At 59.8% G+C, this 23,496-nt stretch carries 23 protein-coding genes; 12 read left to right on the forward strand and 11 right to left on the reverse strand.

Going from position 1 to position 23,496, the window contains the following annotated elements; genetic code table 11:
- Window positions 1-246 precede the first annotated feature (246 nt).
- The 6 genes from fapA (at window position 247) to fapF (ending at window position 4,925) form a co-directional block, all read left to right on the forward strand.
- Complete coding sequence (gene fapA, locus AC07SU_RS26885) at window positions 247-699, forward strand: fibril amyloid chaperone protein FapA (RefSeq protein WP_494998766.1); 453 nt, start codon at window positions 247-249, stop codon at window positions 697-699.
- 1 nt (window position 700) lies between these two features.
- Complete coding sequence (fapB, locus tag AC07SU_RS26890) at window positions 701-1,264, forward strand: fibril amyloid subunit FapB (protein ID WP_494998767.1); 564 nt, start codon at window positions 701-703, stop codon at window positions 1,262-1,264.
- A 66-nt stretch (window positions 1,265-1,330) separates the two neighbouring features.
- Window positions 1,331-2,038 carry an amyloid-like fimbrin subunit FapC gene (gene fapC / locus AC07SU_RS26895; RefSeq protein WP_494998768.1) on the forward strand — a complete coding sequence of 236 codons (708 nt, stop codon included), beginning with the start codon at window positions 1,331-1,333 and terminating at the stop codon, window positions 2,036-2,038.
- Window positions 2,039-2,100: 62 nt separating this feature from the next.
- Window positions 2,101-2,778, forward strand: coding sequence for a fibril amyloid maturation endopeptidase FapD (gene fapD / locus AC07SU_RS26900; RefSeq protein ID WP_176997762.1), 678 nt, complete (start codon window positions 2,101-2,103; stop codon window positions 2,776-2,778).
- 37 nt (window positions 2,779-2,815) lie between these two features.
- Window positions 2,816-3,562: a fibril amyloid subunit FapE gene (fapE, locus tag AC07SU_RS26905; protein ID WP_494998769.1), complete on the forward strand. Its 747-nt coding sequence runs from the start codon at window positions 2,816-2,818 to the stop codon at window positions 3,560-3,562.
- A 49-nt stretch (window positions 3,563-3,611) separates the two neighbouring features.
- Complete coding sequence (gene fapF / locus AC07SU_RS26910; protein WP_176997764.1) at window positions 3,612-4,925, forward strand: fibril amyloid transporter FapF; 1,314 nt, start codon at window positions 3,612-3,614, stop codon at window positions 4,923-4,925.
- Between the two features lie 172 nt (window positions 4,926-5,097).
- On the opposite strand, the gene AC07SU_RS26915 is transcribed toward fapF, so the two are convergent.
- Entirely contained in the window at window positions 5,098-6,423 is a 1,326-nt protein-coding gene (locus tag AC07SU_RS26915; protein ID WP_176997765.1) for a sigma-54 dependent transcriptional regulator, read from the reverse strand.
- Window positions 6,424-6,767: 344 nt separating this feature from the next.
- Between AC07SU_RS26915 and AC07SU_RS26920 the strand changes: the two genes are divergently transcribed.
- The gene (locus AC07SU_RS26920) at window positions 6,768-7,028 is read left to right on the forward strand and encodes a hypothetical protein (protein WP_176997766.1); all 261 of its coding nucleotides are present in this window, start codon (window positions 6,768-6,770) and stop codon (window positions 7,026-7,028) included.
- Window positions 7,029-7,093: 65 nt separating this feature from the next.
- Here AC07SU_RS26920 and AC07SU_RS26925 read toward each other — a convergent pair whose 3' ends face one another.
- Genes AC07SU_RS26925 through gnd form a run of 3 tightly spaced genes read right to left on the reverse strand, consistent with a single transcriptional unit; the run spans window position 7,094 to window position 10,418 of the window.
- Window positions 7,094-7,918 carry an HAD family hydrolase gene (locus AC07SU_RS26925; RefSeq protein WP_494998770.1) on the reverse strand — a complete coding sequence of 275 codons (825 nt, stop codon included), beginning with the start codon at window positions 7,916-7,918 and terminating at the stop codon, window positions 7,094-7,096.
- On the reverse strand, window positions 7,915-9,438 hold the full coding sequence (gene zwf, locus AC07SU_RS26930) for a glucose-6-phosphate dehydrogenase (RefSeq protein ID WP_494998771.1): 1,524 nt from the start codon (window positions 9,436-9,438) through the stop codon (window positions 7,915-7,917). Before zwf ends, AC07SU_RS26925 begins: the two co-directional genes overlap by 4 nt.
- Window positions 9,435-10,418 carry a phosphogluconate dehydrogenase (NAD(+)-dependent, decarboxylating) gene (gene gnd / locus AC07SU_RS26935; RefSeq protein ID WP_176997769.1) on the reverse strand — a complete coding sequence of 328 codons (984 nt, stop codon included), beginning with the start codon at window positions 10,416-10,418 and terminating at the stop codon, window positions 9,435-9,437. The genes zwf and gnd overlap by 4 nt, the downstream gene beginning before the upstream one ends.
- 272 nt (window positions 10,419-10,690) lie before the next feature.
- Between gnd and AC07SU_RS26940 the strand changes: the two genes are divergently transcribed.
- The 4 genes from AC07SU_RS26940 to AC07SU_RS26955 all read left to right on the forward strand — a co-directional run bounded on the left by AC07SU_RS26940 (window position 10,691) and on the right by AC07SU_RS26955 (window position 15,503).
- Window positions 10,691-10,867: a DUF6026 family protein gene (locus AC07SU_RS26940; RefSeq protein ID WP_176997732.1), complete on the forward strand. Its 177-nt coding sequence runs from the start codon at window positions 10,691-10,693 to the stop codon at window positions 10,865-10,867.
- Between the two features lie 162 nt (window positions 10,868-11,029).
- Window positions 11,030-12,772 (forward strand): phosphoethanolamine transferase CptA, encoded by a 1,743-nt coding sequence (locus AC07SU_RS26945; RefSeq protein WP_494998772.1) that lies wholly within the window; start codon window positions 11,030-11,032, stop codon window positions 12,770-12,772.
- Between the two features lie 129 nt (window positions 12,773-12,901).
- Window positions 12,902-15,139, forward strand: a complete 2,238-nt coding sequence (locus AC07SU_RS26950; RefSeq protein ID WP_494998773.1) for a TonB-dependent siderophore receptor — start codon at window positions 12,902-12,904, stop codon at window positions 15,137-15,139.
- 142 nt (window positions 15,140-15,281) lie between these two features.
- A complete protein-coding gene (locus AC07SU_RS26955) occupies window positions 15,282-15,503 on the forward strand; it encodes a hypothetical protein (protein ID WP_176997772.1) in 222 nt (73 codons plus the stop codon).
- Window positions 15,504-15,592: 89 nt separating this feature from the next.
- Here AC07SU_RS26955 and AC07SU_RS26960 read toward each other — a convergent pair whose 3' ends face one another.
- The 4 genes from AC07SU_RS26960 to AC07SU_RS26975 all read right to left on the reverse strand — a co-directional run bounded on the left by AC07SU_RS26960 (window position 15,593) and on the right by AC07SU_RS26975 (window position 18,475).
- Entirely contained in the window at window positions 15,593-16,084 is a 492-nt protein-coding gene (locus AC07SU_RS26960; protein ID WP_494998774.1) for a GNAT family N-acetyltransferase, read from the reverse strand.
- A 150-nt stretch (window positions 16,085-16,234) separates the two neighbouring features.
- Window positions 16,235-17,356, reverse strand: a complete 1,122-nt coding sequence (zapE, locus tag AC07SU_RS26965; protein WP_494998775.1) for a cell division protein ZapE — start codon at window positions 17,354-17,356, stop codon at window positions 16,235-16,237.
- Between the two features lie 15 nt (window positions 17,357-17,371).
- Window positions 17,372-17,707, reverse strand: a complete 336-nt coding sequence (locus AC07SU_RS26970) for a nuclear transport factor 2 family protein (RefSeq protein WP_176997775.1) — start codon at window positions 17,705-17,707, stop codon at window positions 17,372-17,374.
- A gap of 51 nt (window positions 17,708-17,758) precedes the next feature.
- Window positions 17,759-18,475: a helix-turn-helix transcriptional regulator gene (locus AC07SU_RS26975; protein WP_494998776.1), complete on the reverse strand. Its 717-nt coding sequence runs from the start codon at window positions 18,473-18,475 to the stop codon at window positions 17,759-17,761.
- Between the two features lie 159 nt (window positions 18,476-18,634).
- Between AC07SU_RS26975 and AC07SU_RS26980 the strand changes: the two genes are divergently transcribed.
- The gene (locus tag AC07SU_RS26980) at window positions 18,635-19,681 is read left to right on the forward strand and encodes an aldo/keto reductase (RefSeq protein ID WP_176997777.1); all 1,047 of its coding nucleotides are present in this window, start codon (window positions 18,635-18,637) and stop codon (window positions 19,679-19,681) included.
- A gap of 47 nt (window positions 19,682-19,728) precedes the next feature.
- Here AC07SU_RS26980 and pepN read toward each other — a convergent pair whose 3' ends face one another.
- From pepN to AC07SU_RS26995, 3 genes are read right to left on the reverse strand one after another with little or no spacing between them, the layout of a single operon-like run.
- On the reverse strand, window positions 19,729-22,386 hold the full coding sequence (gene pepN / locus AC07SU_RS26985; RefSeq protein ID WP_494998777.1) for an aminopeptidase N: 2,658 nt from the start codon (window positions 22,384-22,386) through the stop codon (window positions 19,729-19,731).
- A 13-nt stretch (window positions 22,387-22,399) separates the two neighbouring features.
- The gene (locus tag AC07SU_RS26990; RefSeq protein ID WP_494998784.1) at window positions 22,400-23,230 is read right to left on the reverse strand and encodes a DUF2797 domain-containing protein; all 831 of its coding nucleotides are present in this window, start codon (window positions 23,228-23,230) and stop codon (window positions 22,400-22,402) included.
- Complete coding sequence (locus tag AC07SU_RS26995; RefSeq protein WP_176997779.1) at window positions 23,227-23,487, reverse strand: YeaC family protein; 261 nt, start codon at window positions 23,485-23,487, stop codon at window positions 23,227-23,229. Before AC07SU_RS26995 ends, AC07SU_RS26990 begins: the two co-directional genes overlap by 4 nt.
- Window positions 23,488-23,496 lie beyond the last annotated feature (9 nt).

Below are 23,496 nucleotides of genomic sequence, written 5' to 3' on the forward strand. Positions count from 1 at the left end.
AGCGGATTCATCGTTTTGTCATACGCACTGTTCCATCGCTGATACAGCCCGGCGAATGCAACGCGGCGTGCCTGCGTATATCCGGCGCAACAATGGCTGTCTCACGGCTGAAACAGCCTCTCGAAGGAATTTTCATAGACCGACCACAACCCATTGAATACATGAGGAAAACAAAAAGCGGCACGCGTTCTGCTCTATCCCTGACAGCGCTGTTTAGGGTCAGCGCGAAGAATAAGGAACACTGCCATGGACACTCACAATCCAGGCTCACTGAGCCTCCTGCTGATCAGCTGTGCACTGAGTGCCAGCGTGAGCATTCCGGTGCTGGCTGCCGGGGATGGCGAGATCATTATCCAGCGCACTGTTCAAGGCCACATGGCTGGCCGCTCTCCGGGTGTTGACCCGAATCCCGTTACCGCCAACGCCAATCCTTCATCCCAAGTCTTCCGCGCCATGAACGGCGAGCTCAGCGATAGCGACATCGCGGGGATCAGCAGCGGCACCAGCATCAACCGTACCCTCATGCCGGGCGGCAACCTCTCGGGTTTGAACACCCTTACCGCCAATGGCACTGGCCTCGGTTCAAGCATGGCTGCCGGGCACGGTGGCGGCAGCAGCGTCTCCGGAACCGTAAACGGCGCGATCTCCCAAGGCCTGCAGCCTCTGAATAACCTCGGCAGCATGGTAGGGGGACGCTGACATGAATCACTCCTTGATCCTGCTTGCGATGCTGGCCTGCTCATCGGCGATGGCCGACAGCAATGACAACGCCACCATCGACAACTCGGGCAAGCAATACAGCGGCGTCGTCACGCTCAACCAGGCCGCAGGCGACCAACAACAGTTGAGCAACAACGTCGCCATCACCATGGGCCACAACGTCCAGGCCAACATCAACGTCACCCAGAAAATCAGCGGCGCACCCGCCGACCGGTCCCTGAACGCCAAGGCGTCGATCCAGGGCAACTCTTTCAGCAATGGCAACGGCGTACTGAGCGTCAATCAGTCGGCCGGGGCCCAGAACCAGATGATCAATGCCGTGCGTATCAGCGTCAACGCTGGCCCGCAGAGCATCGACGACAGTGTCATGTCGCAACAGAACGTTGCGCTTGCAACAGACTCGGGATTGACCTCTACCACTGGCAGCCGCCAGGTCGTTACCAGCGACCAGGCCTTCACCGGTAGCCGTGGAGTGGTACAGGTCAACCAGAGCGCCGGGGTGGGGAACCGAGTGGCTAACACCCTGAATTTACGACTCAACTGATGGAGCTGGGTCGATAGCTAGACCGTACCAACACTTAACCAACTAATAGAAGCAAGGAGATACACCATGAAAACTACAATGGCCCTCAAACCACTGGCTTTCGCTCTCGCTGCTCTCATGGCTGTTGCTGCTCAAGCGGGTCAACCCCATCATCCACAGCCTGCTCCAACCACCAGCGCCAGCGCGACCTCCAATGATGGTCAAAGCAACCATGGCAACGTGGTGATCAATGACAAAACCAAAAATAATGCCTCGGCCAACGACTCGTATAACCACGACAGCGGCGTAACAAACGGCAACGTACTCAGCGGTGCCAACAACCAAGGCAAAAACGATGTCATCGTGCAAAACGCCGATGCTGACTTCGTGTTCGCCACCGTGAACTCGGCACAATCGAACACCGGCAACTTCGTGCTCAACAGCGGCACCAAAAACAACGCATCGCTCAACGACAGCGGCAACAACGCCTCGGGCATCATTCAGTTGAACGCCGCAGCCGGCAACTCCAACCAAGGCAGCAACAGCACCGTTGTTCAGGCTAACAAAGACGGTACTGGTGGTGCTGCAACCATCAACGGCGTGCAGGACGTGTCCGGCAACCTGGTGCTCAACCTGAGCAGCGGCCATGGCTGGAACACCAAACCTGTGGTCAACAACGCCAGCGTGAACAACTCGATGAACTACGGCTCCGGGGTGTCGAACTCCAACGTACTGTCGGGTAGCAACAACCAAGGTCAGAACAACGTAGTCGTGCAATCCACCACTCGCTTCTGATCCAGATAGGGCCTTGGCAACAAGGCCCTTTTTCATTCCAGTGTCCAACAGGTCATACGATCATGCGCCTCGTTGCCTTCCTCCTCCTGTTATCACTCACCGGCCCGACCTGGGCAGGGCAAATGGCCGTGGTCATGCCCGGTGGTGGGCTGATCTACAAAAAGGTTGAGAGCATCCGCGAGCGCAAGTTCGCCAACCTGGTGGAACAGAAAACCGATTTCAGCTGTGGTGCTGCCGCGCTCGCGACCATTTTGCGCCAAGCCTATTGGATGGACGTGGATGAAGACCACGTGATCAAAGGCATGCTGGTCAACGCCGACCAGGACCTGGTGCGTACCCAGGGCTTCTCGATGCTCGACATGAAGCGCTACCTGGAAAGCATCGGCATGCGTGCCAAGGGCTACCGGATCACACCAGAAGTGTTGCTCACGGTGAAAGTGCCCGTTGTGGTGCTGCTGGAAATACGCGGCTACAAGCACTTCGTGGTCATGCAGCGGGCCGATAAGGATTGGGTGTACATCGGCGACCCGGTACTGGGCCACAAACGGTACGCGAAGGACGACTTCGTCAAAGGCTGGAACGGCATCGTGTTCGCTGTGCTGGGCCAAGGCTACGACAAGACCAACGCCCTGCTCGACCCACCCACACCGCTGACCGCCAAGAACAAGCTGAACGAATTCGCCCCAGTGCGGGACAGCGAATTGAAGGACTTCGGTTTCATCCAGAGCGACTTTTTCTAAAAGCGCCACACGGGGCAGGACGCTCCAGGAGCAGACGATGAACACTTACCGTTGGCTGACGGTCATGTGCCTGGCAGCCTCAATGCCCGTTTATGCGTCATCGGCGTTCAAGCCGATCGAACTCAAGGATTCAGAAATGGCCGACCTGCGTGGGCGCTACGTAATGCCCGGGCGGATCATCAGTTTTGGCATTGTCATGAGCAGCACCTGGACCAACGCTGCCGGTGACAGCATCACCGCCAATGCCAGCATGCAGGTCAACTCCTCCACCGTCACACCGCAATTTTATGTCACCACCACCAGCACCGTCGGCAACGGCTCGACACCCAACACGGGCACAGGCACCGTCATCGGCGGCTCCGGCCTGGGCAGCGGCCAGGGTGTGACCCAGAGCGTGCGGGCGGCCGGCGATGGCAATACCGCCAACAATGGCGTTGACATCAATGTGACCCAGAACGGTCTGGCACCGGCCAACATCGTGCAGTCCGGGCAAGCCCTGGTTGCTGGCCAGACCATCACCGGGCAAAGCGGCGCCGGCCAGGTCAGCGTTTCGGCCAAGAATGGCGGGTTGCAAATGGCGATCCTGGCCAACAATAACCAGGGCAATGTGGTCCAGCAGATTGGTGGCGGCAACGTCCTGCAGGGCACGGTTATTCAGGGCAACAGCAACTTTGTGAACAACCTGACTCAGCTCAATGTAGTGCTGGGCAACAACGGTTTGAACAATTTCGCGCAGAACCTCAATTTGAATCAACTCAAGGGCCTACGCACTCCCGGTTATTGAACTACGCTGAGCCTCGACACTTACGCATTAGAAAGGGACGGCTGACTTCATGCATCGATCTTTATCGCTACGTGCCGTGGTTTGTTTGAGTACGCTCCTGCCGGCATCGATGTTGTATGCCGCGCCAGACGCCGATATTGAAACGCTGAAACAGGAACTGCTGGAACTCAAGCAACGCTATGAAGTTCAGCAGAAAGCACTGGCGGTATTGGAGCAACGGGTTCGGCAGGTCGAGGATCAGCCAGCGGCACCACCGCCCAAACGCCTGGCCAAGTCGCCAGCCGACTTCCAGAAAGGTGGCACCACCGTGGCTGGCAATACGCCGGGGGTTGGCGCAGCCGCAGCCTCGGGAGGGGCTGGCGGCGGTGCATCCTATGGCCAATCGCTCAAGGACGACTCGGCGCCCGCGCAGAGCGTGAGCAACTTGTACAACGAAGCCAGCGGTTTCTTCGGCAACGGCAAGTTCAGCTTTGAAACCGGGGTGACCTATTCTCGCTACGATGCCCGTCAGTTGACGCTGAACGGTTTTCTGGCGCTCGATTCGATCTTCCTCGGCAACATCAACCTGGACCGGATCAAGTCGGATAACTGGACGCTGGACCTCACCGGTCGCTACAACCTGGATAACCGTTGGCAGTTCGACGTGAACGTGCCGGTGGTTTACCGCGAGTCGACGTATCAGTCGGGCGGCGCCAACGGTGGCAGCGGCACCGCCACCTCCGAACAGTCGGTGACCCGTGACCCAACCATTGGTGACGTCAACTTTGGCATTGCCTACAAGTTCCTCGACGAAAGCGTCAACCTGCCGGATGCGGTGGTATCGGTGCGGGTGAAAGCGCCTACCGGCGAGGATCCATTTGGTATCAAGCTGGTCCAGTCGCCGACCAACACCAACCTGTATGTCCCGGAAAACCTGCCGACCGGCAACGGTGTGTGGTCGATCACGCCGGGGATCTCCCTGGTCAAGACCTTCGATCCGGCGGTGCTGTTCGGCTCGCTGTCCTATACCCACAATTTGGAAGACTCGTTCAGCGACATCAGCTCCAACGTCGGCCAGAAAGTGCCGGGCAAGGTCAAACTGGGTGACAGCTTCCAGATCGGTGCAGGCGTGGCCTTTGCACTCAACGAGAAGATGAGTATGTCGTTCTCGGTGTCGGACCTGGTGCAACGCAAGAGCCAGCTCAAGCCGGATGGCGGCGATTGGCAGTCGGTGGTTTCCAGCGATGCCAACGCCGGCTATTTCAACGTCGGCATGACGATCGCGGCCACCGACAACCTGACGATCGTGCCGAACTTGGCCATCGGGATTACACCGGACGCGCCGTCGTTCAGCTTTAGCCTGAAGTTCCCTTACTACTTCTAGTGGCGTGATTTAGGGCCTCATCGCCGGCAAGCCGGCTCCTACAGGGGAACGCATTCAAACTGTAGGAGCCGGCTTGCCGGCGATGGCTGCCTAATGGTCGCAATTAACGGCAGCAAAAAGGAAAAGCCCCGCAACGATAAGGGTCGTTGCGGGGCTTTTCGGTTTACCCGCCCTAGCGGATCTGGTGTTTGTGCAGCAACCGGTAGAACGTCGGCCGGGAAACCCCCAGCACCCGGGCGGCGACACTCAGGTTGTCGCTGTGCCGGTTGAGCACGTCGCACAGTGCCTGACGCTCGGCACGGTGCTTGTAATCCTCCAGTGTAGCCATCGGTGGCGCAATTGCCTGTTCACCCTGCAATCCCAGATCAACGGCTTCGATTTGTCGCCCTTCGGCCAATACCAAACCACGACGAACACGGTTGGCCAGTTCGCGCACATTGCCCGGCCACGGGTGTTGCCCCATGGCCACCAGGGCATCTTCACTGAAACTGCGGGGGCGGCGGCCGGTTTCCTGGCTGTAGAAGCGTGAAAAGTGATTGGCCAGCATGGCCACATCGCCATGGCGCTCACGCAGGGGTGCGGTGATCACTTGCAGTACATTGAGCCGGTAGTACAAGTCTTCGCGAAAAGTGCCCTTGGCCACGGCGGCCTCCAGGTCGACGTGGGTGGCGGCCAGCACCCGCACGTCCACGGGAATGGGCTGGCTGCCGCCGACACGTTCGATCTGTTTTTCCTGGAGAAAACGCAACAGGTTGGCTTGCAACTCCATCGGCAAATCACCGATTTCATCGAGGAACAGCGTGCCACCGTGAGCCGCTTCGATACGCCCGACTTTGCGCTGATGGGCGCCGGTGAACGCGCCTTTTTCGTGGCCAAACAGTTCGGACTGGATCAGGTGCTCGGGAATGGCGCCGCAATTAATCGCGACAAATGGCTTGGCATGGCGCTGAGACTGGCGATGCAGGGTTTTGGCCACCAGCTCTTTACCGGTGCCACTGTCGCCGCGAATCAACACCGGGGATTCCGTCGGTGCGAGCTTGGAAAGCAATTTACGCAATTCGCGAATCGGTCGGCTATCGCCCAGCAGTTCATGTTCAGGCTCGTCAACCTGGGCAAAACCCTTGCCCCGCAGGCGTGCCATGCCGAACGCGCGCCCCAGGGTAACCTGCACCCGGGCCACGTCGAACGGCAAAGTGTGGAAGTCGAAAAACCATTCGCAGACAAAATCGCCGACATTCTGCAGACGCAGCACGTCCTGGCTGAGCACGGCGATCCACTCGGTACCACTGCGCCCGATCAACTCCTTGACGGCTTCCGGGCGTTCCAGGTGCGAGGGCTGCAGGCGCAACAGACCGACATCACAGGAACGGTCACCGACGGAGGCCAGGGTGCAACTGTCCACTTCCCACCCGGCGGTGCGCAGGCCTGGCAATAGTTCATGGCAGTCGTCACAAGGATCGACCACAAGCAGACGGCGCTGCACAGGTGTAACAACCATGACTATTCCTTGGCGCCAAAATTGTTAAAGTTATTTAGAAACAACGGTTTGTGGCGCCTGTCGCTAACACTAGCAAGGTCTTGACGCTTTCCTTGTACCGTTTCGCTATAAGTGTTGGCAAAAAGCCACACCCCTGCACTCTCACACAAAAAAGTTAGGGATCGGCGAAACTTTCATTCAGCTTTCAAAACAGGCGCTTACATGACATCAGTCACGGAAAGTCGAAATTTCTTACACTAACATGTGACCCGTACCCTGCCTTCGTGCATCAGTACAAGTAACCCGCCGCACGGTCAGCCCAACCGACGGCACTCACTTGAATGGGCAATGAGAGAGAACCCAACATGAACGCCCCGCTCCGCATCAACGAAGCTCTTTTGATCGCAGACCGTGCCTTCCAGCCCTTTCAGTGCGTGGCCTGGCACGATGGCCATGGCGCCCTCAGCCTGAGCGTTATCGACCGTACCAATACCCGTATCGGCAGCAAACAGCTGTCTTCGAGCGACTATACCGACCCGGCTCAACTGGAAGGTTTGTTGTTGCAGGCGCGCGCTGAACTCGACAAAGATGGCTATCAGTTGCAGTCCTGGGCCATGCCGAAGTAATACCGCACTGTAACTTCCGCCCGTGGATTAAACGGGCGAAAGTTCAGTGTTAGTGCGTAAGGATTTTATTGCGCAGTGAGAATAAAACGCTCGATGGCCTCTGCCGCGCCGTCCTCGACGTTACTGCCGGTCACAACATTGGCTTGGCGTTTAACCGTTTCTTCGGCTTGGCCCATGGCAATCGACAATCCGGCCACATGAAACATCGCCGGGTCATTGCCGCCATCACCAATTGCCATGGTTTGCTCAAGCGGCACGCCAAGGTGCGCCGCCAATGTCTTCAGCGCCTCCCCCTTGTTGGCCAGCATGGCGGTCACGTCCAGATATACCGGCTGTGAACGCGACACCTGCGCCAGGCCTTGCACCTTGGGTTGCAACTGCGCTTCGAGTTCGACCAGCAACTGGGTGTTGTTGCTGGCCGCGACGATCTTGTCGACGCGGTCCAGGTACGGCTCGAAACTCTCGACCACGCGCGGCCCGTATCCCAGGCCGTCCGCTTCGCGCTTGACCATCGGACCAGGCGGATCACGGCGCAGCCATTCCCCATCAGCAAACAGCCAGACTTCCACATCGGATTCCGGTGTAAACAGCGCCAACGTCACCAACGCCGCTTCTGCCGGCAGGTAATGGGCGACGAGCACGCTGCCGTCGGGGTTGATCAGGGTGCCGCCATTGAAACCCGCCACCGGCACATCGATGCCAAACGCCTCGACCATCTGCAACATGGCACGCGGCGGTCGCCCGCTGGCCAGGCTGAAGAACACCCCGGCGTCGCGCAGGGCGCGCACCGTGTCGAGGGTGCGCTGGCTGGGCGTGTGATCGGGGTGCAACAGGGTGCCGTCCATGTCACTCAGCACCAACCGGATGGGATGGATCGCTGCGTCACTCATCCGAGGCTGTGCCAGGTACGGCCATCGCGGGCCAGCAACGCATCAGCGGCCGCCGGGCCATCCTCACCCGCCTTGTAGGCCTGGATACCGTCGTCTTCCTTCCACACATCGAGGAACGGCTGCACCGCACGCCAGCCGTTTTCGATGTTGTCGGCACGCTGGAACAAGGTCTGGTCGCCGGTCATGCAGTCGTAGATCAGGGTTTCGTACCCTGTCGACGGTTGCATCTCGAAGAAGTCCTTGTAGTCAAAACCCAACTCGATATTGGCCATTTCCAGGGTCGGCCCAGGCTTTTTCGCCAGCAGGTCGAACCACATGCCTTCATTGGGCTGGATCTGGATTTTCAGGTAGGTGGGCTTGAGCTCGTCCACATCGGTATCGCGAAACTGTGCGTACGGCGCGGGCTTGAAGCAAATCACGATTTCGGTGTCGCGGATGCTCATGCGCTTGCCGGTGCGCAGGTAGAACGGCACGCCGACCCAACGCCAGTTGTCGATCATCACCTTGAGCGCCACGAACGTCTCAGTGCTGCTGTCCGGCGCCACGTTGGCTTCTTCGCGGTAACCGGGCAGTTGCTTGCCACCGATTTCACCCGCGGTGTACTGGCCGCGCACCGAGTTCGCCCGGGCGTCTTCCAGCGACCATGGCCGGATCGCACCGACTACCTTGGCCTTTTCACCGCGCACCGCATCGGCACCAAAGGCCGCAGGCGGCTCCATGGCCACCATTGCGAGCAGTTGGAATAGGTGGTTTGGCACCATGTCCCGCAGCGTGCCGGTCTTCTCGAAGAAATTGCCCCGGGTTTCCACGCCGACGGTTTCGGCGGCGGTGATCTGCACGTGATCGATGTAATGGTTGTTCCAGAACGCTTCGAACAACACGTTGGAGAAACGGCTGATCAGGATGTTCTGCACCGTCTCCTTGCCCAGGTAATGGTCGATCCGGTAGATCTGCTTCTCGCTCATCACCTTGAGCAGGCAGGCGTTGAGCGCCTCTGCGGTGGCCAGGTCGGAACCGAAGGGTTTTTCGATGACCACGCGGCGAAAGCCGTCTTCGGTTTCCGCCAGCAAGCCAGCGCTGCCCAAGCGCTGCACCACTTCACTGAAGAAGCGCGGTGCAGTGGCCAGGTAGAACACGGCATTGCCGGTACCGCTGTCGGCGATTTTCTTGCCGATGTCGACATAGGTGCTGTCGTCGAGGAAATCACCCTCGACGTAGCTGATGCCTTTGGCCAACTGCGCCCATATTTCCGGGTCCAGGGCGTTCTCGGCATTGCCGCGCACCTTGCTCGCGGCCTCAGTGCGAATGAAGTCTTCGAGCTTCTTGGCGAAGTCGGCATCGCTGATGGCGTTGTGATCAACGCCAACAATGCGCAGGCCATCGCCCAGCAGCCCGTCACGGCTGAGGTTGTACAGCGCCGGCATGAGCAGGCGCTTTACAAGATCACCATGGGCACCAAACAGAAACAGTGTGGTGGGCGGAGCAGGTTCGGCCTCTGGTTTCTTGCCGTTGGCGGTCATTTTTTGGAAGTCTCCACATGGCCGCCAAAGCCGAAGCGCATGGCAGAAAGCATTTTGTCGCCGTAGGTGCTCTGCTGGCGCGAACGGAAACGGGCAAACAGCGAGGTGGACAGCACCGGTACCGGCACCGCTTGCTCCATCGCCGCTTCGATGGTCCAGCGACCTTCACCGCTGTCAGCCACGGAGCCGGAGTAACCGTCGAGTTTCGGATCGGTGGCCAGGGCGTCGGCGGTCAGGTCCAGCAGCCAGGACGACACCACGCTGCCACGGCGCCACACTTCGGCGATGTCGGCCACGTTAAGGTCAAAGCGCTGGTCTTCCGGCAGGTTGTCCGAGTTCTTGGTCTTGAGGATGTCGAAGCCTTCGGCGAACGCCTGCATCATCCCGTACTCGATGCCGTTGTGGATCATCTTGACGAAGTGCCCGGAACCGGCTGGGCCAGCATGGATGTAGCCTTGCTCGGCACGCGGGTCGGCGCTGGCGGAACGGTCCTTGGTGCGCGGGATGTTACCCAGGCCTGGTGCCAGGCTCTTGAAGATCGGGTCGAGGCGCTGCACGGTCTCGGTGTCGCCACCGATCATCATGCAGTAGCCACGCTCCAGGCCCCACACGCCGCCGGAAGTGCCGACGTCGACATAGTGCAGGCCCTTTTGCGCCAGGGCTTTGCCGCGACGTACGTCATCCTTATAGTTGGTGTTGCCGCCGTCGATGATCACGTCACCGTCTTCCAGCAGCTCGCTCAGTTCATTGATGGTGTCTTCGGTGGGTGCGCCAGCGGGCAGCATGACCCAGACAGCGCGAGGCTTTTGCAGCCCGGCGACCAGGGCTTTCAGGTCGGAAACGCCGGTGGCGCCCTCTTCGCTCAAGCCTTTCACAAACGCTTCGTTACGGTCGTATACAACGGTGGTATGCCCATTGAGCATCAGGCGCCGCGCAATGTTACCGCCCATGCGGCCTAGTCCGATAATCCCCAGTTGCATGTGCTGATGCTCCTAACTACCAAATAAATGTGTGACATAGTTTATAGCGCAATGAGGCTAATGAGGGTTAGTCCAGAGCGGATACGTGGAGTTTCATGACAAAAAAGTTGCCATCGTTTCACCATCACTGCATCAAAAGTCACACGACCATCAAAAATAAAAAAGTTCCATTGCCACACAAAAGAATTCAGAATTGCTTCCGACTGCTGCCGAGAACCTCGACTCAAGCGTTCTGGCACACCGCGACACACCGGCTATTTGCGAGGTAAGCAATGACCACTGCACAGATGACCCGTCCGCCACAGACCCTCTACGTCACTATCCGTCGCGATGAGTTGCGCCAGTTGAAAGACGAGCGCGATCAGCTGCAGCAGGAAGTCATGCGCCTGCGCTCATACCTGCAAGCCCAGCTCGAACAGCCTTCCGGTTCGCAGCCTGCACTCTGCTAAACCCCGCCGTCAGAGGTTTGTAAGGTAATCACCACATAAATCTCACGAAGTTTTCACACCCCTGTCACGATACTCCTGCCCGAAGGGCCACCCCATGCAAGGGTGGCCTCTGTTGCGTGCACCCTTGCGCGTCAGCTGAGAATTTTTGGGTTGGAGCGCTGGATGGCGATGTTCAAACGCAGCACCACGTCTGCGAAAGGTTTTGATTGGGCCGGCCTCGGCTGGATGTTCCTGTTCTTCTGGTACTTCTCGGGTATTACCCAACTGCTTATCCAACTGACCGGCACTTCCGGCTTCAGTGGTTTTCGCCAAGCATTCTTCATGAGCGCGTTGTGGCTGGCGCCGATGCTGTTGTTCCCGCGCCGCACCCGTTTGCTCGCCGCCTTGATCGGCATGGTGCTGTGGGCCTGCTCCATGGCCAGCCTGGGTTATTTCTTTATCTACCAGCAGGAATTTTCGCAAAGCGTCATCTTCATCATGTTCGAGTCGAACATCTCTGAAGCCGGCGAGTACGCGACTCAATATTTTGCCTGGTGGATCGTCCTGGCGTTCATCGCCCATACCGCCATGGCGGTGTTCCTGTGGAGCCGCTTGCGCCCGGTGTACTTGCCGCGCGGCCAGTCTATGCTCGCGGCGGCAGCGATTGTTTTGGCCGTGGTGGGTTACCCGCTGGTCAAGCAGATCGCTACCAGCGACACCATGGAACAGGCCATCGACCGCTTCGAAACCCGCATCGAACCTGCCGTGCCTTGGCAGATGATCGTTGCCTACCGCCGCTACACCGAACAGTTGGACAACATGCAAGGCATGCTGACCAGCGCCAGCCAGATCCCGCCTCTGAAGAACCTCAAAGACACCATGGCCGGCCAGCCGTCGACCCTGGTGCTGGTGATCGGCGAATCCACCAACCGCCAGCGCATGAGCCTTTACGGCTACCCACGTAACACCACGCCGGAACTGGACAAGCTGCGCGACCAACTGGCGGTGTTCGACAACGTCATCACCCCGCGCCCCTACACCATTGAGGCGCTGCAACAGGTGTTGACCTTCGCCGACGAAGAAAACCCGGACCTGTACCTCAAGACGCCGTCGATCGTCAGCGTAATGAAGCAGGCCGGCTACAAGACGTTCTGGATCACCAACCAGCAGACCATGACCAAGCGCAACACCATGCTCACGACCTTTTCCGAACAGGCTGACGAGCAGGTGTACCTCAACAACAACCGCAACCAGAACGCGCGCCAATACGATGGCGATGTCATCGAGCCGTTCTCCAAAGCCCTGGCCGACACGGCCGAACGCAAGTTCATCGTGGTGCACCTGCTGGGTACGCACATGAGCTACCAGTACCGTTACCCGCCGACCTTCGACAAGTTCACCGACCGCCAGGGCGTGCCAGCCGGTATCAGCGACGAGCAGTTGCCGGTGTACAACAGCTATGACAACGCGGTGCTGTACAACGACTTTGTGGTGTCGAGCCTGATCAAGGATTACGCCAAGACCGACCCCAACGGCTTCCTGCTGTACCTGTCCGACCACGGCGAAGACGTCTACGACTCGGCGGGCCACAGCACCCTGGGGCGTAACGAAGGCAAACCAACGGCGCCGATGTACACCATTCCGTTCATGGCCTACGCATCGCCGAAATGGCGCGAAACCCATGACTGGAGCTTTGCCAGCGATTTGCAGCGCCCTTACAGCAGCTCGCAATTGATCCACACTTGGGCCGACCTGGCCGGGCTGAGCTTCGATGAATGGGACCGCAGCAAGAGCCTGGTCAACGACAGCTTCAAGCCGCGACCGCTGATGATCGGCAACCCTTATGAACGCCAGCAGAAAGGCCTGATCGATTTCAGTCTGATCAAGCCGAAGAAGGCTGATGCATCAGAAGTCGTCCTCAAGTAACCGCGGCGCTTGGTAACAGAAAGATAACAATCATTCTCGTTTAAACCTAAAGTTCCCCGCCTCCTTTCGTCTTTGAGCCAAGGCCTTTCTTTCCTGGAAGGCCGCAAAGACGACAAGGAGTCTGCCGCGATGTTCGCGCCTTTTACCCGTTCCATGACGATCTCCCTGAGCCTGGCCGGCGCCCTGCTGAGCCCGGACCTGCTGGCCGAAACCGACCCTGAACACGCCCCGGCCAAAGCGCTGGAGCTGGGCAGCACCAACATCACCGCCGAAGGCCTGGGCGCCATCACCGAGCACACCGGCGCCTACACCACCGGTGTCATGAGCACCGCCACGCGCCTGAACCTGTCCCTCAAGGAAACCCCGCAATCCGTCTCGGTGATCACCCGCCAGCAGATGGACGATTTCAACCTCAATACCCTGACCGACGTGCTGCGCCAGACCACCGGGGTCACCGTCCAGCACCTGGATTCGGACCGCGCCGGCTACTCTTCCCGGGGCTATTCGATCAGCAACTACCAGGTCGACGGCATGCTCAGCACCTTTGGGCGCATGAAGTCGGATGCCGACACCATCATCTACGACCGCATTGAGGTGGTGCGAGGCGCCACCGGCCTGACCACCGGCGCCGGCGACCCATCGGCCACGGTCAACATGATCCGCAAGCGCCCCACCGCACAGTGGCAGGCCAAGACCGGCGTGAGCGGTGCCAGCCATGACAACTATTACAGCTACGTGGATGTGGGTGGCCCCCTGGCCTTTGACGGGCGACTGCGCGGGCGTACGGTGCTGGCGTACCGGGACAGCCAATCGTTTCGCGACAACTATGCGCTGCAACGGGAAGTGGGCTACGGCATTCTTGAAGGCGACCTGACAGACGACACCGTGCTGGCTGTAGGCTTCGACTACCAGAACAAGCATGTGCAAGGCACCTCGTGGGGCACCCTGCCCTACTGGAACAGCGACGGCAGCAAGGCGCGGCTATCACGTTCGGCCAACATGGCGGCTGACTGGAGTTCCTGGCCGCTCAAGGACAAGACCACCTTTGCGTCGATCGACCACCGGCTGTCCCCGGACTGGCGCTTGAAAGCCGCCTACACCCACCGGCAAAGCGACACCGACGGCAAGGTCTACTACGGCGGCGCCGGGTTCCCCAACCCGGATGGCAGCGGAATGACCGCCTGGGCCAGCCAGATGGTGGGCACCTCGAAAATGGACGTGGCAGACTTCAGCCTCACCGGCACCTACGCGCTGCTCGGGCGCGAGCATGAACTGATGGTGGGCTACGGCGAGTCCGAACAGCGCGACAGCGCACCGTACCAGCGCAACGGCATGCCCGCCGGCTACCTGACCATCGAAGACTGGCGGCACATGGGCGGCATCGGCAAATTCGCCGACCGCACCACCGGCCTCAAGGGCGCGCACAGCAGCAAGACCCAGAAAGCCGGCTACCTCGCCACCCGCCTGAGCCTGACCGAGCGCCTGCACGCGGTGCTCGGCAGCCGTTATGGCAGTTGGGAGATCGAGAGCGTCGAGCCCGCGTACAACAGTAACAACCAGTTGAGCAGTTCCAGCAAAACCAGCCAGACCCACAACGACATGCTCACGCCCTATGCGGGCCTGCTCTACGACATCACGCCCGAGTACACGGTGTACGCCAGCTACACCGATATCTTCAACCCGCAGGACGAGCGCGATGCCAACCGCAAGTACCTGGAACCGGTGGTGGGCAGCAACTACGAGGTTGGTCTCAAGGGCAGCCTGCTCAACGAACGCGTGAACCTGGCCACTGCGTTCTTCTGGAGCACCCAGGACAACGTTGCCGAACTCGACAGCACAGCGCAACCGGACAAGGACACCGGGGAGCAGTTCTACAAATCCGGCGGCAAAGGCACCAAGGTGCAAGGGTTTGAAGCGGAAGTGTCAGGGGAAGTCATGCAGGACTGGAACCTCACGGCGGGCTACACCTACACCCACTCGCGCAACGGCGATAACACGCGCGCCAACACCGCCCAGCCGTTGAACCTGTTGAAGGTCTCCACCGCTTACCGCCTGCCGGGAGAATGGCGTGCATTGACAGTGGGTGGCGCAGTGAACTGGCAGAGCGACTTCTATGATTTTGCCGAGCGCCCTGTCGGTGGTCGCGACGCCGATGGCTACCTGCTCACCGAGTCCACCAAGATCACCCAGCAGGCTTACACCGTGGTCAACCTGATGTCGCGCTATCAATTTGACGAGCACTTATCGGCATCGCTTAACGTTAATAACCTATTTGATAAAAAATATTACGAGCGCGTTGGTTTTTACAATGGCGTGTATTGGGGAGAACCGCGCTCCGTCACGCTTGCACTGGATTGGAGGCTTTAACCCCACGACCGGAAGTTAACGAAATCGTTAACTTCCGGGTGCGTGTGCGTTAATTCCCACTTAATAAGGTCACCCCACAATCGCCCCATGAATCTGATCAAGGACAGAGCGGATACCGATCACTCTTAATGGGAACACTGCCATGAAACTCTCTACCTTGATGCTCGCCAGCCTGATGACCCTGACCTCCGTCGCCGCCTTTGCAGAAGGCGGCTCAGAGCGCTCGAAGGAGTTCTACAACAACTTCACCTTCGTTCAGCAGAAGCTTCACGGCACTACCGATCAAACGGCCATCGCCGATGGCAAGAGCATGAAAAAAGACAGTGCAGATCAATCCAGCACCGAGCAACAACCGAACTCCTGATTTAACCGCACTACCCTCTGCCATTCCGCTCCTATGGCTAAGGTCTACTTGGCGCCACTAAGTGGCGCCTTTTTTTTGAGTGTTATTTATTAAAGCGGCTTATTCCAGAACAACATGCGGCCGTAGGCGGGATCAAACTTGGAATCATCGAAACCAAACTTACGATAAGCGGCCTGAGCCACCTCATTACCCTCCAGCACTTCCAGGGTGATCTTGCAGCAACCGCGTTGGCGGGCGATTTCCTCGACCTTCTGCAACATCTTCTGGCTCAGCCCCAGGCCACGAAATTTATCCATCACCACCACATCGTGGACGTTGACCAGCGGGCGACAAGCGAAGGTGGAAAACCCCTCGAAGCAATTGATCAACCCAGCCGGCTCACCGCCGATAAACGCCAGCACGCTGAATGCATGGGGGCGCTTGGCCAATTCAGCGGGTAATTGCTGCAACAGGTCAGCCGGCAAGGCATGGCCGCCACCCATGGGGTCTTCTGCATAGTGGTTGAGTACCAGCCCGATAGCATCGGCGTGCACAGTGTTGGTGTAGCTGGCTTGCAGCACCAGAATGTCTGGGGTGTCCATTGCCTTCCTCGATAACGACAACCAGGGAGTCGGTTCCCTTGAAGGGGCACGATTGTAAGCGTGGAGTCAGCAGTAGATGAAGGAGATTAACTACAAATAGCCGTCAGAAAGTGCGAAAGCTGGGCGTATCAAAAAAGCACATTGTGCAGTTCAAATCGACTTTTCCGAGGCCCCGAAGCGCTGTAGCTGCATCTCTTGCAGGCGGCTCAAGGTGCGCCGGAACGCAAACTCCAGATAGCCTTCGGTATAGAGTTTTTCCAGCTCGACCCTGGCCTCGATGAACAGCGGTACCTTGCGGTCATAACACTCGTCCACCAACGCAATAAAACGTCGCACGCTGTCATCGTGCACCGACAGCTCCGGCAGTTCACGGTCGCCAGCCACCACTCGCTGGGCGCCGTCCTCGGTACCCCGGGCAATCCGGCCCGGGCGTTTTTGCGCACTCAGGTTGGGCACTTCCCCCAACAGGATCGCCTTGAACCGGTCACACACCAACATGAAGTCCATGGCCGCCAAGGGTTGCTCGCACAGGTCGGCGTAACGGCACCACAGCACTGAGTCGCTGGCCTGCACAACCGTGATCGTGCGATAGCCGACAGTGACCGGCCCGCTGCTCACAGCCTGGCCTTGGGTCAGTTGCTGGAATACCGTGGCGAGAGCGTCCGGGCCGTTCACCCAATAACGCTGCACGCCCAGCCCCGGATGCAGGCGGTGGTCTTCATCACCGTCGACCGCCACTACCTGCATATGCTGCTTGATGGCCGCGATCCCCGGCAGGAAGCGCTCGCGGTTGAAGCCATCGGCGTACAGCTGGTCAGGCGGTTGGTTGGAGGTACAGACCATCACTACGCCTTCGTCGAACATCACCTGGAACAAGCGACCGAGGATGATCGCATCGCCGATGTCGTTGACGAACAGCTCATCAAAACACAGCACGCGCACCTCTCGGCTCAACTCGCGGGCCAGCGCCTGCAGTGGATCCTTGATGCCCGTGAGCTGGAACGAACGCTGGTGCACCCAGCCCATGAAGTGATGAAAGTGCTGACGCCGCGCGGGCACCCGCAGGCTTTGGTAGAACTGGTCCATCAACCAGGTCTTGCCACGCCCCACCGGCCCCCACAGGTAAACCCCGTTGATCGGTGAGCGCCCTTGGTGCAAAGCCTCATGGCAGGCTTGCAGGGCCTGCACCGCCCGGCGCTGGGCGTCGTCGGCAACGAAGCCCTGCTGGGTCATGGCGTGTTGGTAAGCGGCGAGCGGGGAGTCAAAAGTCATGGGCGCCAGTATGGCTTACAGGGAGATGTCCAGTCGCGAAATCTTGCCCTGCTCGTTCAGGCGAAAGGTGTAGCGCAACTCCAGCGGGCTGCCGGGAAAATTGCCGGAGACCACGTTGCTGACCAACACTTTGCCGGTGCGATGCTGCACGTTGAGCACTTCAACCCGTGGCTGGTAACGGCGGCCCGTGTCCTCCATCCAGCGTGCAATGGCGGCTGTACCGACCTGATGCTCGCCCTCGTCGAACACATTGGCATCGTCGGCAAAACACTGGGCAATGGCTGAGGTGTCGCGTTTATTGGTCGCCGCTATATAGGCCACGATGGCCGGGGCCAATTCGGGAAGGGACATGGCATTGCTCCTTTTTGATGATTTATGACGCCATGCTAAGCCAGGGTTGTGTCAGTTTTTGTCAGGAGTAAAGGGGCCGTTCTGCTGCTGTTCCATCAGCTTGCGCCAGCCCCGCAACAGGTCGCTGCGCCGCCCCGGGTAGCGCTCACCGGTAGCGTCGGCGGCGGCCACCCGGTCGGTGCGAAAGGTGCGATAGGCACCGCGCAATTCACACCAGGCCACAATCACACGCACCTCATTGAGAAAGCCCAGGGCCAACGGCCACACCAGGCGCTGGCTCTGGGATTGGCTGGCGTCTGCATAGTCGATATGCAGCTTGGACTGGTCGCGAATGGCTTCGCGGAAAACGTTGAGCGGCACGCGGTTCTCCGGGTAGCCAAAACCCGGCGGGCCGGGCAGCAACGTCGGGTTGCGCAGGGCTTCCTGGGCGGCGGGATCAAGCACATCGGCGATCTTCGCCAGCGCATTCGCGGCGGCACGGCTCAGCACGTCATCGCCGCGTTGGTCCACATAGCGCAAGCCGAGCACGATGGCCTCGGTTTCCTCGGCGTTCAGCATCAATGGCGGCAGGAACAGCCCACTGCGCAACACATACCCTACCCCGGCCTCACCGAAGATCGGCGCACCCAGGGCGGTCAACTCGGCAATGTCGCGGTACAGCGTGCGCTCGGACACTTCCAATTGTTCGGCCAATACGGCGGCCGTCACCGGGCGTTTTTTGCCGCGCAGGGCCTGGAGCAACGTCAGCAATCGTGTAGTACGTGACACGGTGATCCCGCCGAGAAGAAAAACGTGTCGCAGCTTATCAGAGCGCCCTGTCAAAAAATGTCAGCAGCAAAAAAGCCCCTTGACCGAATAAATTACCGCGATCATATTATTTAAATGTCACCAGACATTTAAACAACACCTGAGCGTCAAGGAGTGTGTATGCGCAACAAAGTTTTTGGCCGCCGCAGCGGTCTCCAGGTCTCGGAACTGGCACTGGGCACGGGGAATTTTGGTACAGGCTGGGGGCATGGCGCCGAGCGTGACGAAGCCAAACAGATGTTCGATGGCTACCTTGAGGCCGGCGGCAACTTCCTCGATACCGCCAACGGCTACCAGTTCGGCCAGGCGGAAGTATTGCTGGGCGAGTTTATCGCCTCCGAGCGTGACAACCTGGTGGTCGCCACCAAATACACCCTGCGCACCCAACCGGCCGATGCCGACACGATCAAGCTCGGCAACAACCGCAAGAACATGGTGCGCGCCGTCGAAGAGAGCCTCAAGCGCCTGAACACCGACCACATCGACCTGCTCTGGGCGCACATGAGCGACAACGTCACGCCGATGGAAGAGATCCTGCGCGGCTTCGACGACCTGGTGCGCGCAGGCAAGATCCACTACGCCGGCCTGTCCAACTTCCCCGCTTGGCGCATTGCCCGCGCCGACCTGCTGGCGGAAGTGCGCAACTTTTCTCCGATCATCGGCATCCAGGTGGAATACAGCCTCGCCGAACGCACCGCCGACCGCGAATTGCTGCCGATGGCCGAAGCCCTGGGCCTGGCTGCCACGCTGTGGTCACCACTGGGAGGCGGTTTTCTGACCGGCAAGTACCGTGAAAGCCAGGGCGATAACCGCGCCAACAAACTTGGGATGCTGATCCACGCCGAAAAAAGTGCCCGCGAAACGGCAGTGCTCGACACCTTGCTGGCAGTGGCCGCCGAGCTGGACGCCACGCCCACCCACGTCGCCATCGCCTGGCTGCGCGAGAAGGCCCGACGCTCCACCACCGCGCTGATTCCGATCCTCGGCTCGCGCACCCGCGCTCAGCTGGACGCCACCCTCGGCGCCCTGAATGTGGTGTTATCCGCCGAGCAGGTGGCGCGCCTGGATACCGCCAGCGCGATCCCACTGGGCGTACCCCACGGCATCATCGCCGAGCGTTTCCCGGTCGACAACCTGCTGGACACCCCACGGCCACCGGTTATTTGAGGCAAAAAAAACGGCCCGAACGGGCCGTTTTTCATTACACGGAATGCTTAGGCAAGGCTCTTGCTGACCACCTCAAACACATCGCTGGACAGCTCACCCGAGCCACGAATGCGCTCCAGTTCGGCCTTCATCAAGGCCTGGCGCGCAGCGTCGTATTTGCGCCAGCGGGTCAGCGGCGCCAGTTGGCGCGAGGCGATCTGCGGGTTGAACCCGTTCAACTGGATCACCAGGTCCGCCAGGAAGCGATAGCCCGAGCCGTCGGCCGCATGGAAGTTGATCAGGTTCTGCCCGGCGAATGCGCCCACCAGTGCCCGTACCTTGTTCGGGTTCTTGATGTTGAACGCTGGGTGCTCCATCAACGCCTTGACCCGTGCCAGCCCGCCCGGCAACACACTGCCGGCCTGCACGCTGAACCATTGGTCCATGACCAGCGGGTTGTCCTTGAAGTTCTCGGCAAATACCGCCAGGGCCTGGGCTTTTTCCGTCTCGAACGGCGAATTCACCAGCACCGCCAGTGCCGTCAGGCGCTCGGTCATGTTGTCGCTGGTGTCGAACTGATCCAGGGTGGCGGCCAACACTTCAGGCTTGCCACTGAGCATCAGGTAAGACAGCGCGATGTTCTGCAAGGCGCGACGGGCAAAGTGCTCGGCAGCGGCCACGTACGGGGTCGTCTTCGACAGTTCGCGATTGGCCTGGTAACGCAGCCACAAGCCTTCGAACAGCTGATCGGCCAATTGCTTGCGGGCGAACTCGCGGGCGGTATGAATCGCTTCTACATCCGCCACTTCGCTGATTTCGGTGAGGTAGGCTTCGCTCGGCAGCGAGAGCATTTCGGCAACCATCGCCTGGTCCAGCGACTCATCACTGAGCACCGTGCGCAATGCGTCGATCAGGCGCTGGTCCAACTTCAGCGGCTGGCCGGCCTGATGGTGGCCGATCAGCTCCTGCAACACTTGCACCGACAGTTGCTGGCCCGCATCCCAGCGGTTGAAGCCATCGCTGTCGTGCTGCATCAGGAACATCAGTTGGTCGCGGTTGTACGGGAAGCTCAGCTTCACCGGTGCCGAGAAGCCTCGCAGCAACGACGGCAACGGCTGTTCGACGATGTCGACGAAAGTGAAGGTCTGCTCGGCCTCGGTTACGGAGATCACACGGGACGTGCCACCCGCCGCCGCTTCACCGGCCAGGCGCAAGGCGATACCCGCGCCCGTGCCGTCCAGCAAGCCCAGTTCGACGGGAATCACGAACGGCAGTTTTTCCACTTTGTCCGGCGTTTCCGGGCAGCTCTGGCGGAAGGTCAGGCTGTAGGTCTTCGCCGCAGCGTCATAGGACTCGCTCACCGCCAAACGTGGCGTACCCGCCTGGCTGTACCAACGCTTGAACTGGCTCAGGTCGGCGCCATTGGCGTCTTCCATGGCCTTGATGAAATCGTCGCAGGTCACCGCCTGGCCGTCGTGACGTTCGAAGTACAGGTCGCTGCCTTTGCGGAAGCCTTCGGCGCCGAGCAAGGTGTGGATCATGCCGACCACTTCCGAACCCTTTTCATACACGGTGAGGGTGTAGAAGTTGGAGATCTCGATAAAGCTGTCCGGGCGCACCGCGTGGGCCATCGGGCCGGCGTCTTCGGCGAACTGGTGGGTACGCAGGTACGCCACGTCCTGGATACGCTTGACCGTGGCCGAGTTCATGTCGGCAGAGAAGCCCGAATCACGGAACACGGTGAACCCTTCCTTGAGCGACAGCTGGAACCAGTCGCGGCAGGTCACGCGGTTGCCCGACCAGTTGTGGAAGTATTCGTGGGCGACGATCGCCTCGACGCGCTGGTGCGCGGCGTCGGTGGCGGTTTCGGCGCGGGCCAGCACGGCGCTGGAGTTGAAGATGTTGAGGCCCTTGTTCTCCATGGCGCCCATGTTGAAGTCGTTGACCGCGACAATCATGAAGATGTCGAGGTCGTACTCGCGGCCGTAGGTTTCTTCGTCCCAGCGCATGGATTTCTTCAGGCTGGTCATGGCGTGCTGGCACTTGTCGATGTTTTCCGGCTCGACGTAGATGCGCAGCGCCACCGTGCGGTTGGTCATGGTGGTGAAGCTGTCTTCGACGCACCACAGGTCACCGGCCACCAGCGCAAACAGGTACGCCGGTTTCTTGAACGGGTCTTCCCAGGTCGCCCAGTGGCGGCCGTCTTCGCCCGGGCCGCTGGCGATCGGGTTGCCGTTGCTCAGCAACACCGGGTAGCTGTGCTGCTCAGCGATCACCGTGGTGGTGAAGGTGCTCATCACGTCCGGGCGGTCGAGGTAATAGGTGATCTTGCGGAAACCCTCGGCTTCGCACTGGGTGCAGAACATGCCGCTGGACTTGTACAAGCCTTCCAGCGCCGTGTTGGTTTCCGGGTGGATTTTTACCGTGGTGTCCAGGGTAAAAGTCTCACTTTGCGGATGCACCGTCAGGTGGCTGTCGGTCAACTGGTAGTCAGCGGCCGTCAGTTCCTGGTCGGCCAGGTTCACGCTTAACAGCTCCAGCTGCTGGCCATCCAGCACCAACGGCGGCAAGCCTGCGCCGCGCGCCGGGTTGCGGCGCATCACCAGCTGCGCGTGGACCAGGCTGTGGTCCTCGAACAACTCGAAGGTCAGGTGCGTCTCGTCGATCAGGTAGTCCGGCGCCTGATAGTCCTTCAGGTAGATCATCTTCGGTTGTTCGGTGCGCATGGATAGCATCCTTCTACTGATGCACGGCGAGCTGGTAGGCCGTGTACTTACGAATGTTGATAACGCCGGTGTCGAAGATCAGGTACTGGCCCTTGATCCCCAGCAGCGTGCCCTCGGCAATCGGGTTCTTGTCCAGGTTGAAGCTGACGATCTTGGCCGGATACTGCTCCACCGGGTAGCGGATTTCGATCGGCTCCAGGTCGATTACCGGCTGGATCGCTTGCAGGCCAAAACGCGCCTGCAAACCCAACAGGCCTTCGGCGCACGAGGCGAACAGCTCATCGCGCACTTGCTTGAGGTCGACCGATTGAGCATCGCCCTTGAGCAGCGCGCGCCAGTTGGTCTTGTCCGCCACCTGGCTGCGGAACAGGTCTTCCACGAAGCCGGACTGTTGGCGGGTGGCCACACGCATGATCGGCAACGCCTGGCTCGCGCCCTGGTCCAGCCAACGCGTTGGCAACTGGGTGGCGCGGGTGATGCCGACCTTGATCCCCGACGAGTTGGCCAGGTAGACCACGTGATCGGTCATGCAGAACTTCTCGCCCCAGCCTGGATCACGGCACGTGCCGGCGTCGTAGTGGCAACGCTCGGGGCTCATGATGCACAGGTCACACTGGGCCAGCTTGGTCATGCACGGGTAGCAATACCCTTGGCTGAAGCTGGTCTTGGTCTTGCGGCCGCAATGGCTGCAATGGATGGCGCCGAGGTATTCCAGGCGCACGTGGGTGCCGATCATGGGGTTGACCGGCACCTCGGTTTCGCCGAGGCGAAACGCGTATTGAACGGTCGGCTCACCGAGTTGCGCCGACATCTTGCTGACTGCACCACGACCGATTTCAATCAATGGATCGCATCCGACTTGAACAGGATGTTCGGCACCGGCGCCGACTTGGACGCGCATTCCTGCGGGCCCATGTAGCCGGTGCGCTCTTCTTCCGGCAGGTTCTGGATTTCCCAGGCAATCACCGCCTGCAGGGACAACTCGCGCTGTTCGGCGGTGAGCTTGCGGCCATCGGACCACTTGCCGATTTCCACGGCCAGCTTGAGGCTCTCGTAGATATCCGGGGTGATGTTTTCGATCATTTCAGCAAAAGAGGACATAAGGCTCTT

The sequence above is a fragment of the Pseudomonas sp. GW821-FHT05H12 genome, from assembly GCF_059419385.1.

Coding starts and splice junctions, on each gene's coding strand:
- fapA (WP_494998766.1), top strand. CDS start 247: ATGGACACTCACAATCCAGGCTCACTGAGCCTCCTGCTGATCAGCTGT.
- fapB (WP_494998767.1), top strand. CDS start 701: ATGAATCACTCCTTGATCCTGCTTGCGATGCTGGCCTGCTCATCGGCG.
- fapC (WP_494998768.1), top strand. CDS start 1,331: ATGAAAACTACAATGGCCCTCAAACCACTGGCTTTCGCTCTCGCTGCT.
- fapD (WP_176997762.1), top strand. CDS start 2,101: ATGCGCCTCGTTGCCTTCCTCCTCCTGTTATCACTCACCGGCCCGACC.
- fapE (WP_494998769.1), top strand. CDS start 2,816: ATGAACACTTACCGTTGGCTGACGGTCATGTGCCTGGCAGCCTCAATG.
- fapF (WP_176997764.1), top strand. CDS start 3,612: ATGCATCGATCTTTATCGCTACGTGCCGTGGTTTGTTTGAGTACGCTC.
- AC07SU_RS26915 (WP_176997765.1), bottom strand. CDS start 6,423: ATGGTTGTTACACCTGTGCAGCGCCGTCTGCTTGTGGTCGATCCTTGT.
- AC07SU_RS26920 (WP_176997766.1), top strand. CDS start 6,768: ATGAACGCCCCGCTCCGCATCAACGAAGCTCTTTTGATCGCAGACCGT.
- AC07SU_RS26925 (WP_494998770.1), bottom strand. CDS start 7,918: ATGAGTGACGCAGCGATCCATCCCATCCGGTTGGTGCTGAGTGACATG.
- zwf (WP_494998771.1), bottom strand. CDS start 9,438: ATGACCGCCAACGGCAAGAAACCAGAGGCCGAACCTGCTCCGCCCACC.
- gnd (WP_176997769.1), bottom strand. CDS start 10,418: ATGCAACTGGGGATTATCGGACTAGGCCGCATGGGCGGTAACATTGCG.
- AC07SU_RS26940 (WP_176997732.1), top strand. CDS start 10,691: ATGACCACTGCACAGATGACCCGTCCGCCACAGACCCTCTACGTCACT.
- AC07SU_RS26945 (WP_494998772.1), top strand. CDS start 11,030: ATGGCGATGTTCAAACGCAGCACCACGTCTGCGAAAGGTTTTGATTGG.
- AC07SU_RS26950 (WP_494998773.1), top strand. CDS start 12,902: ATGTTCGCGCCTTTTACCCGTTCCATGACGATCTCCCTGAGCCTGGCC.
- AC07SU_RS26955 (WP_176997772.1), top strand. CDS start 15,282: ATGAAACTCTCTACCTTGATGCTCGCCAGCCTGATGACCCTGACCTCC.
- AC07SU_RS26960 (WP_494998774.1), bottom strand. CDS start 16,084: ATGGACACCCCAGACATTCTGGTGCTGCAAGCCAGCTACACCAACACT.
- zapE (WP_494998775.1), bottom strand. CDS start 17,356: ATGACTTTTGACTCCCCGCTCGCCGCTTACCAACACGCCATGACCCAG.
- AC07SU_RS26970 (WP_176997775.1), bottom strand. CDS start 17,707: ATGTCCCTTCCCGAATTGGCCCCGGCCATCGTGGCCTATATAGCGGCG.
- AC07SU_RS26980 (WP_176997777.1), top strand. CDS start 18,635: ATGCGCAACAAAGTTTTTGGCCGCCGCAGCGGTCTCCAGGTCTCGGAA.
- pepN (WP_494998777.1), bottom strand. CDS start 22,386: ATGCGCACCGAACAACCGAAGATGATCTACCTGAAGGACTATCAGGCG.
- AC07SU_RS26995 (WP_176997779.1), bottom strand. CDS start 23,487: ATGTCCTCTTTTGCTGAAATGATCGAAAACATCACCCCGGATATCTAC.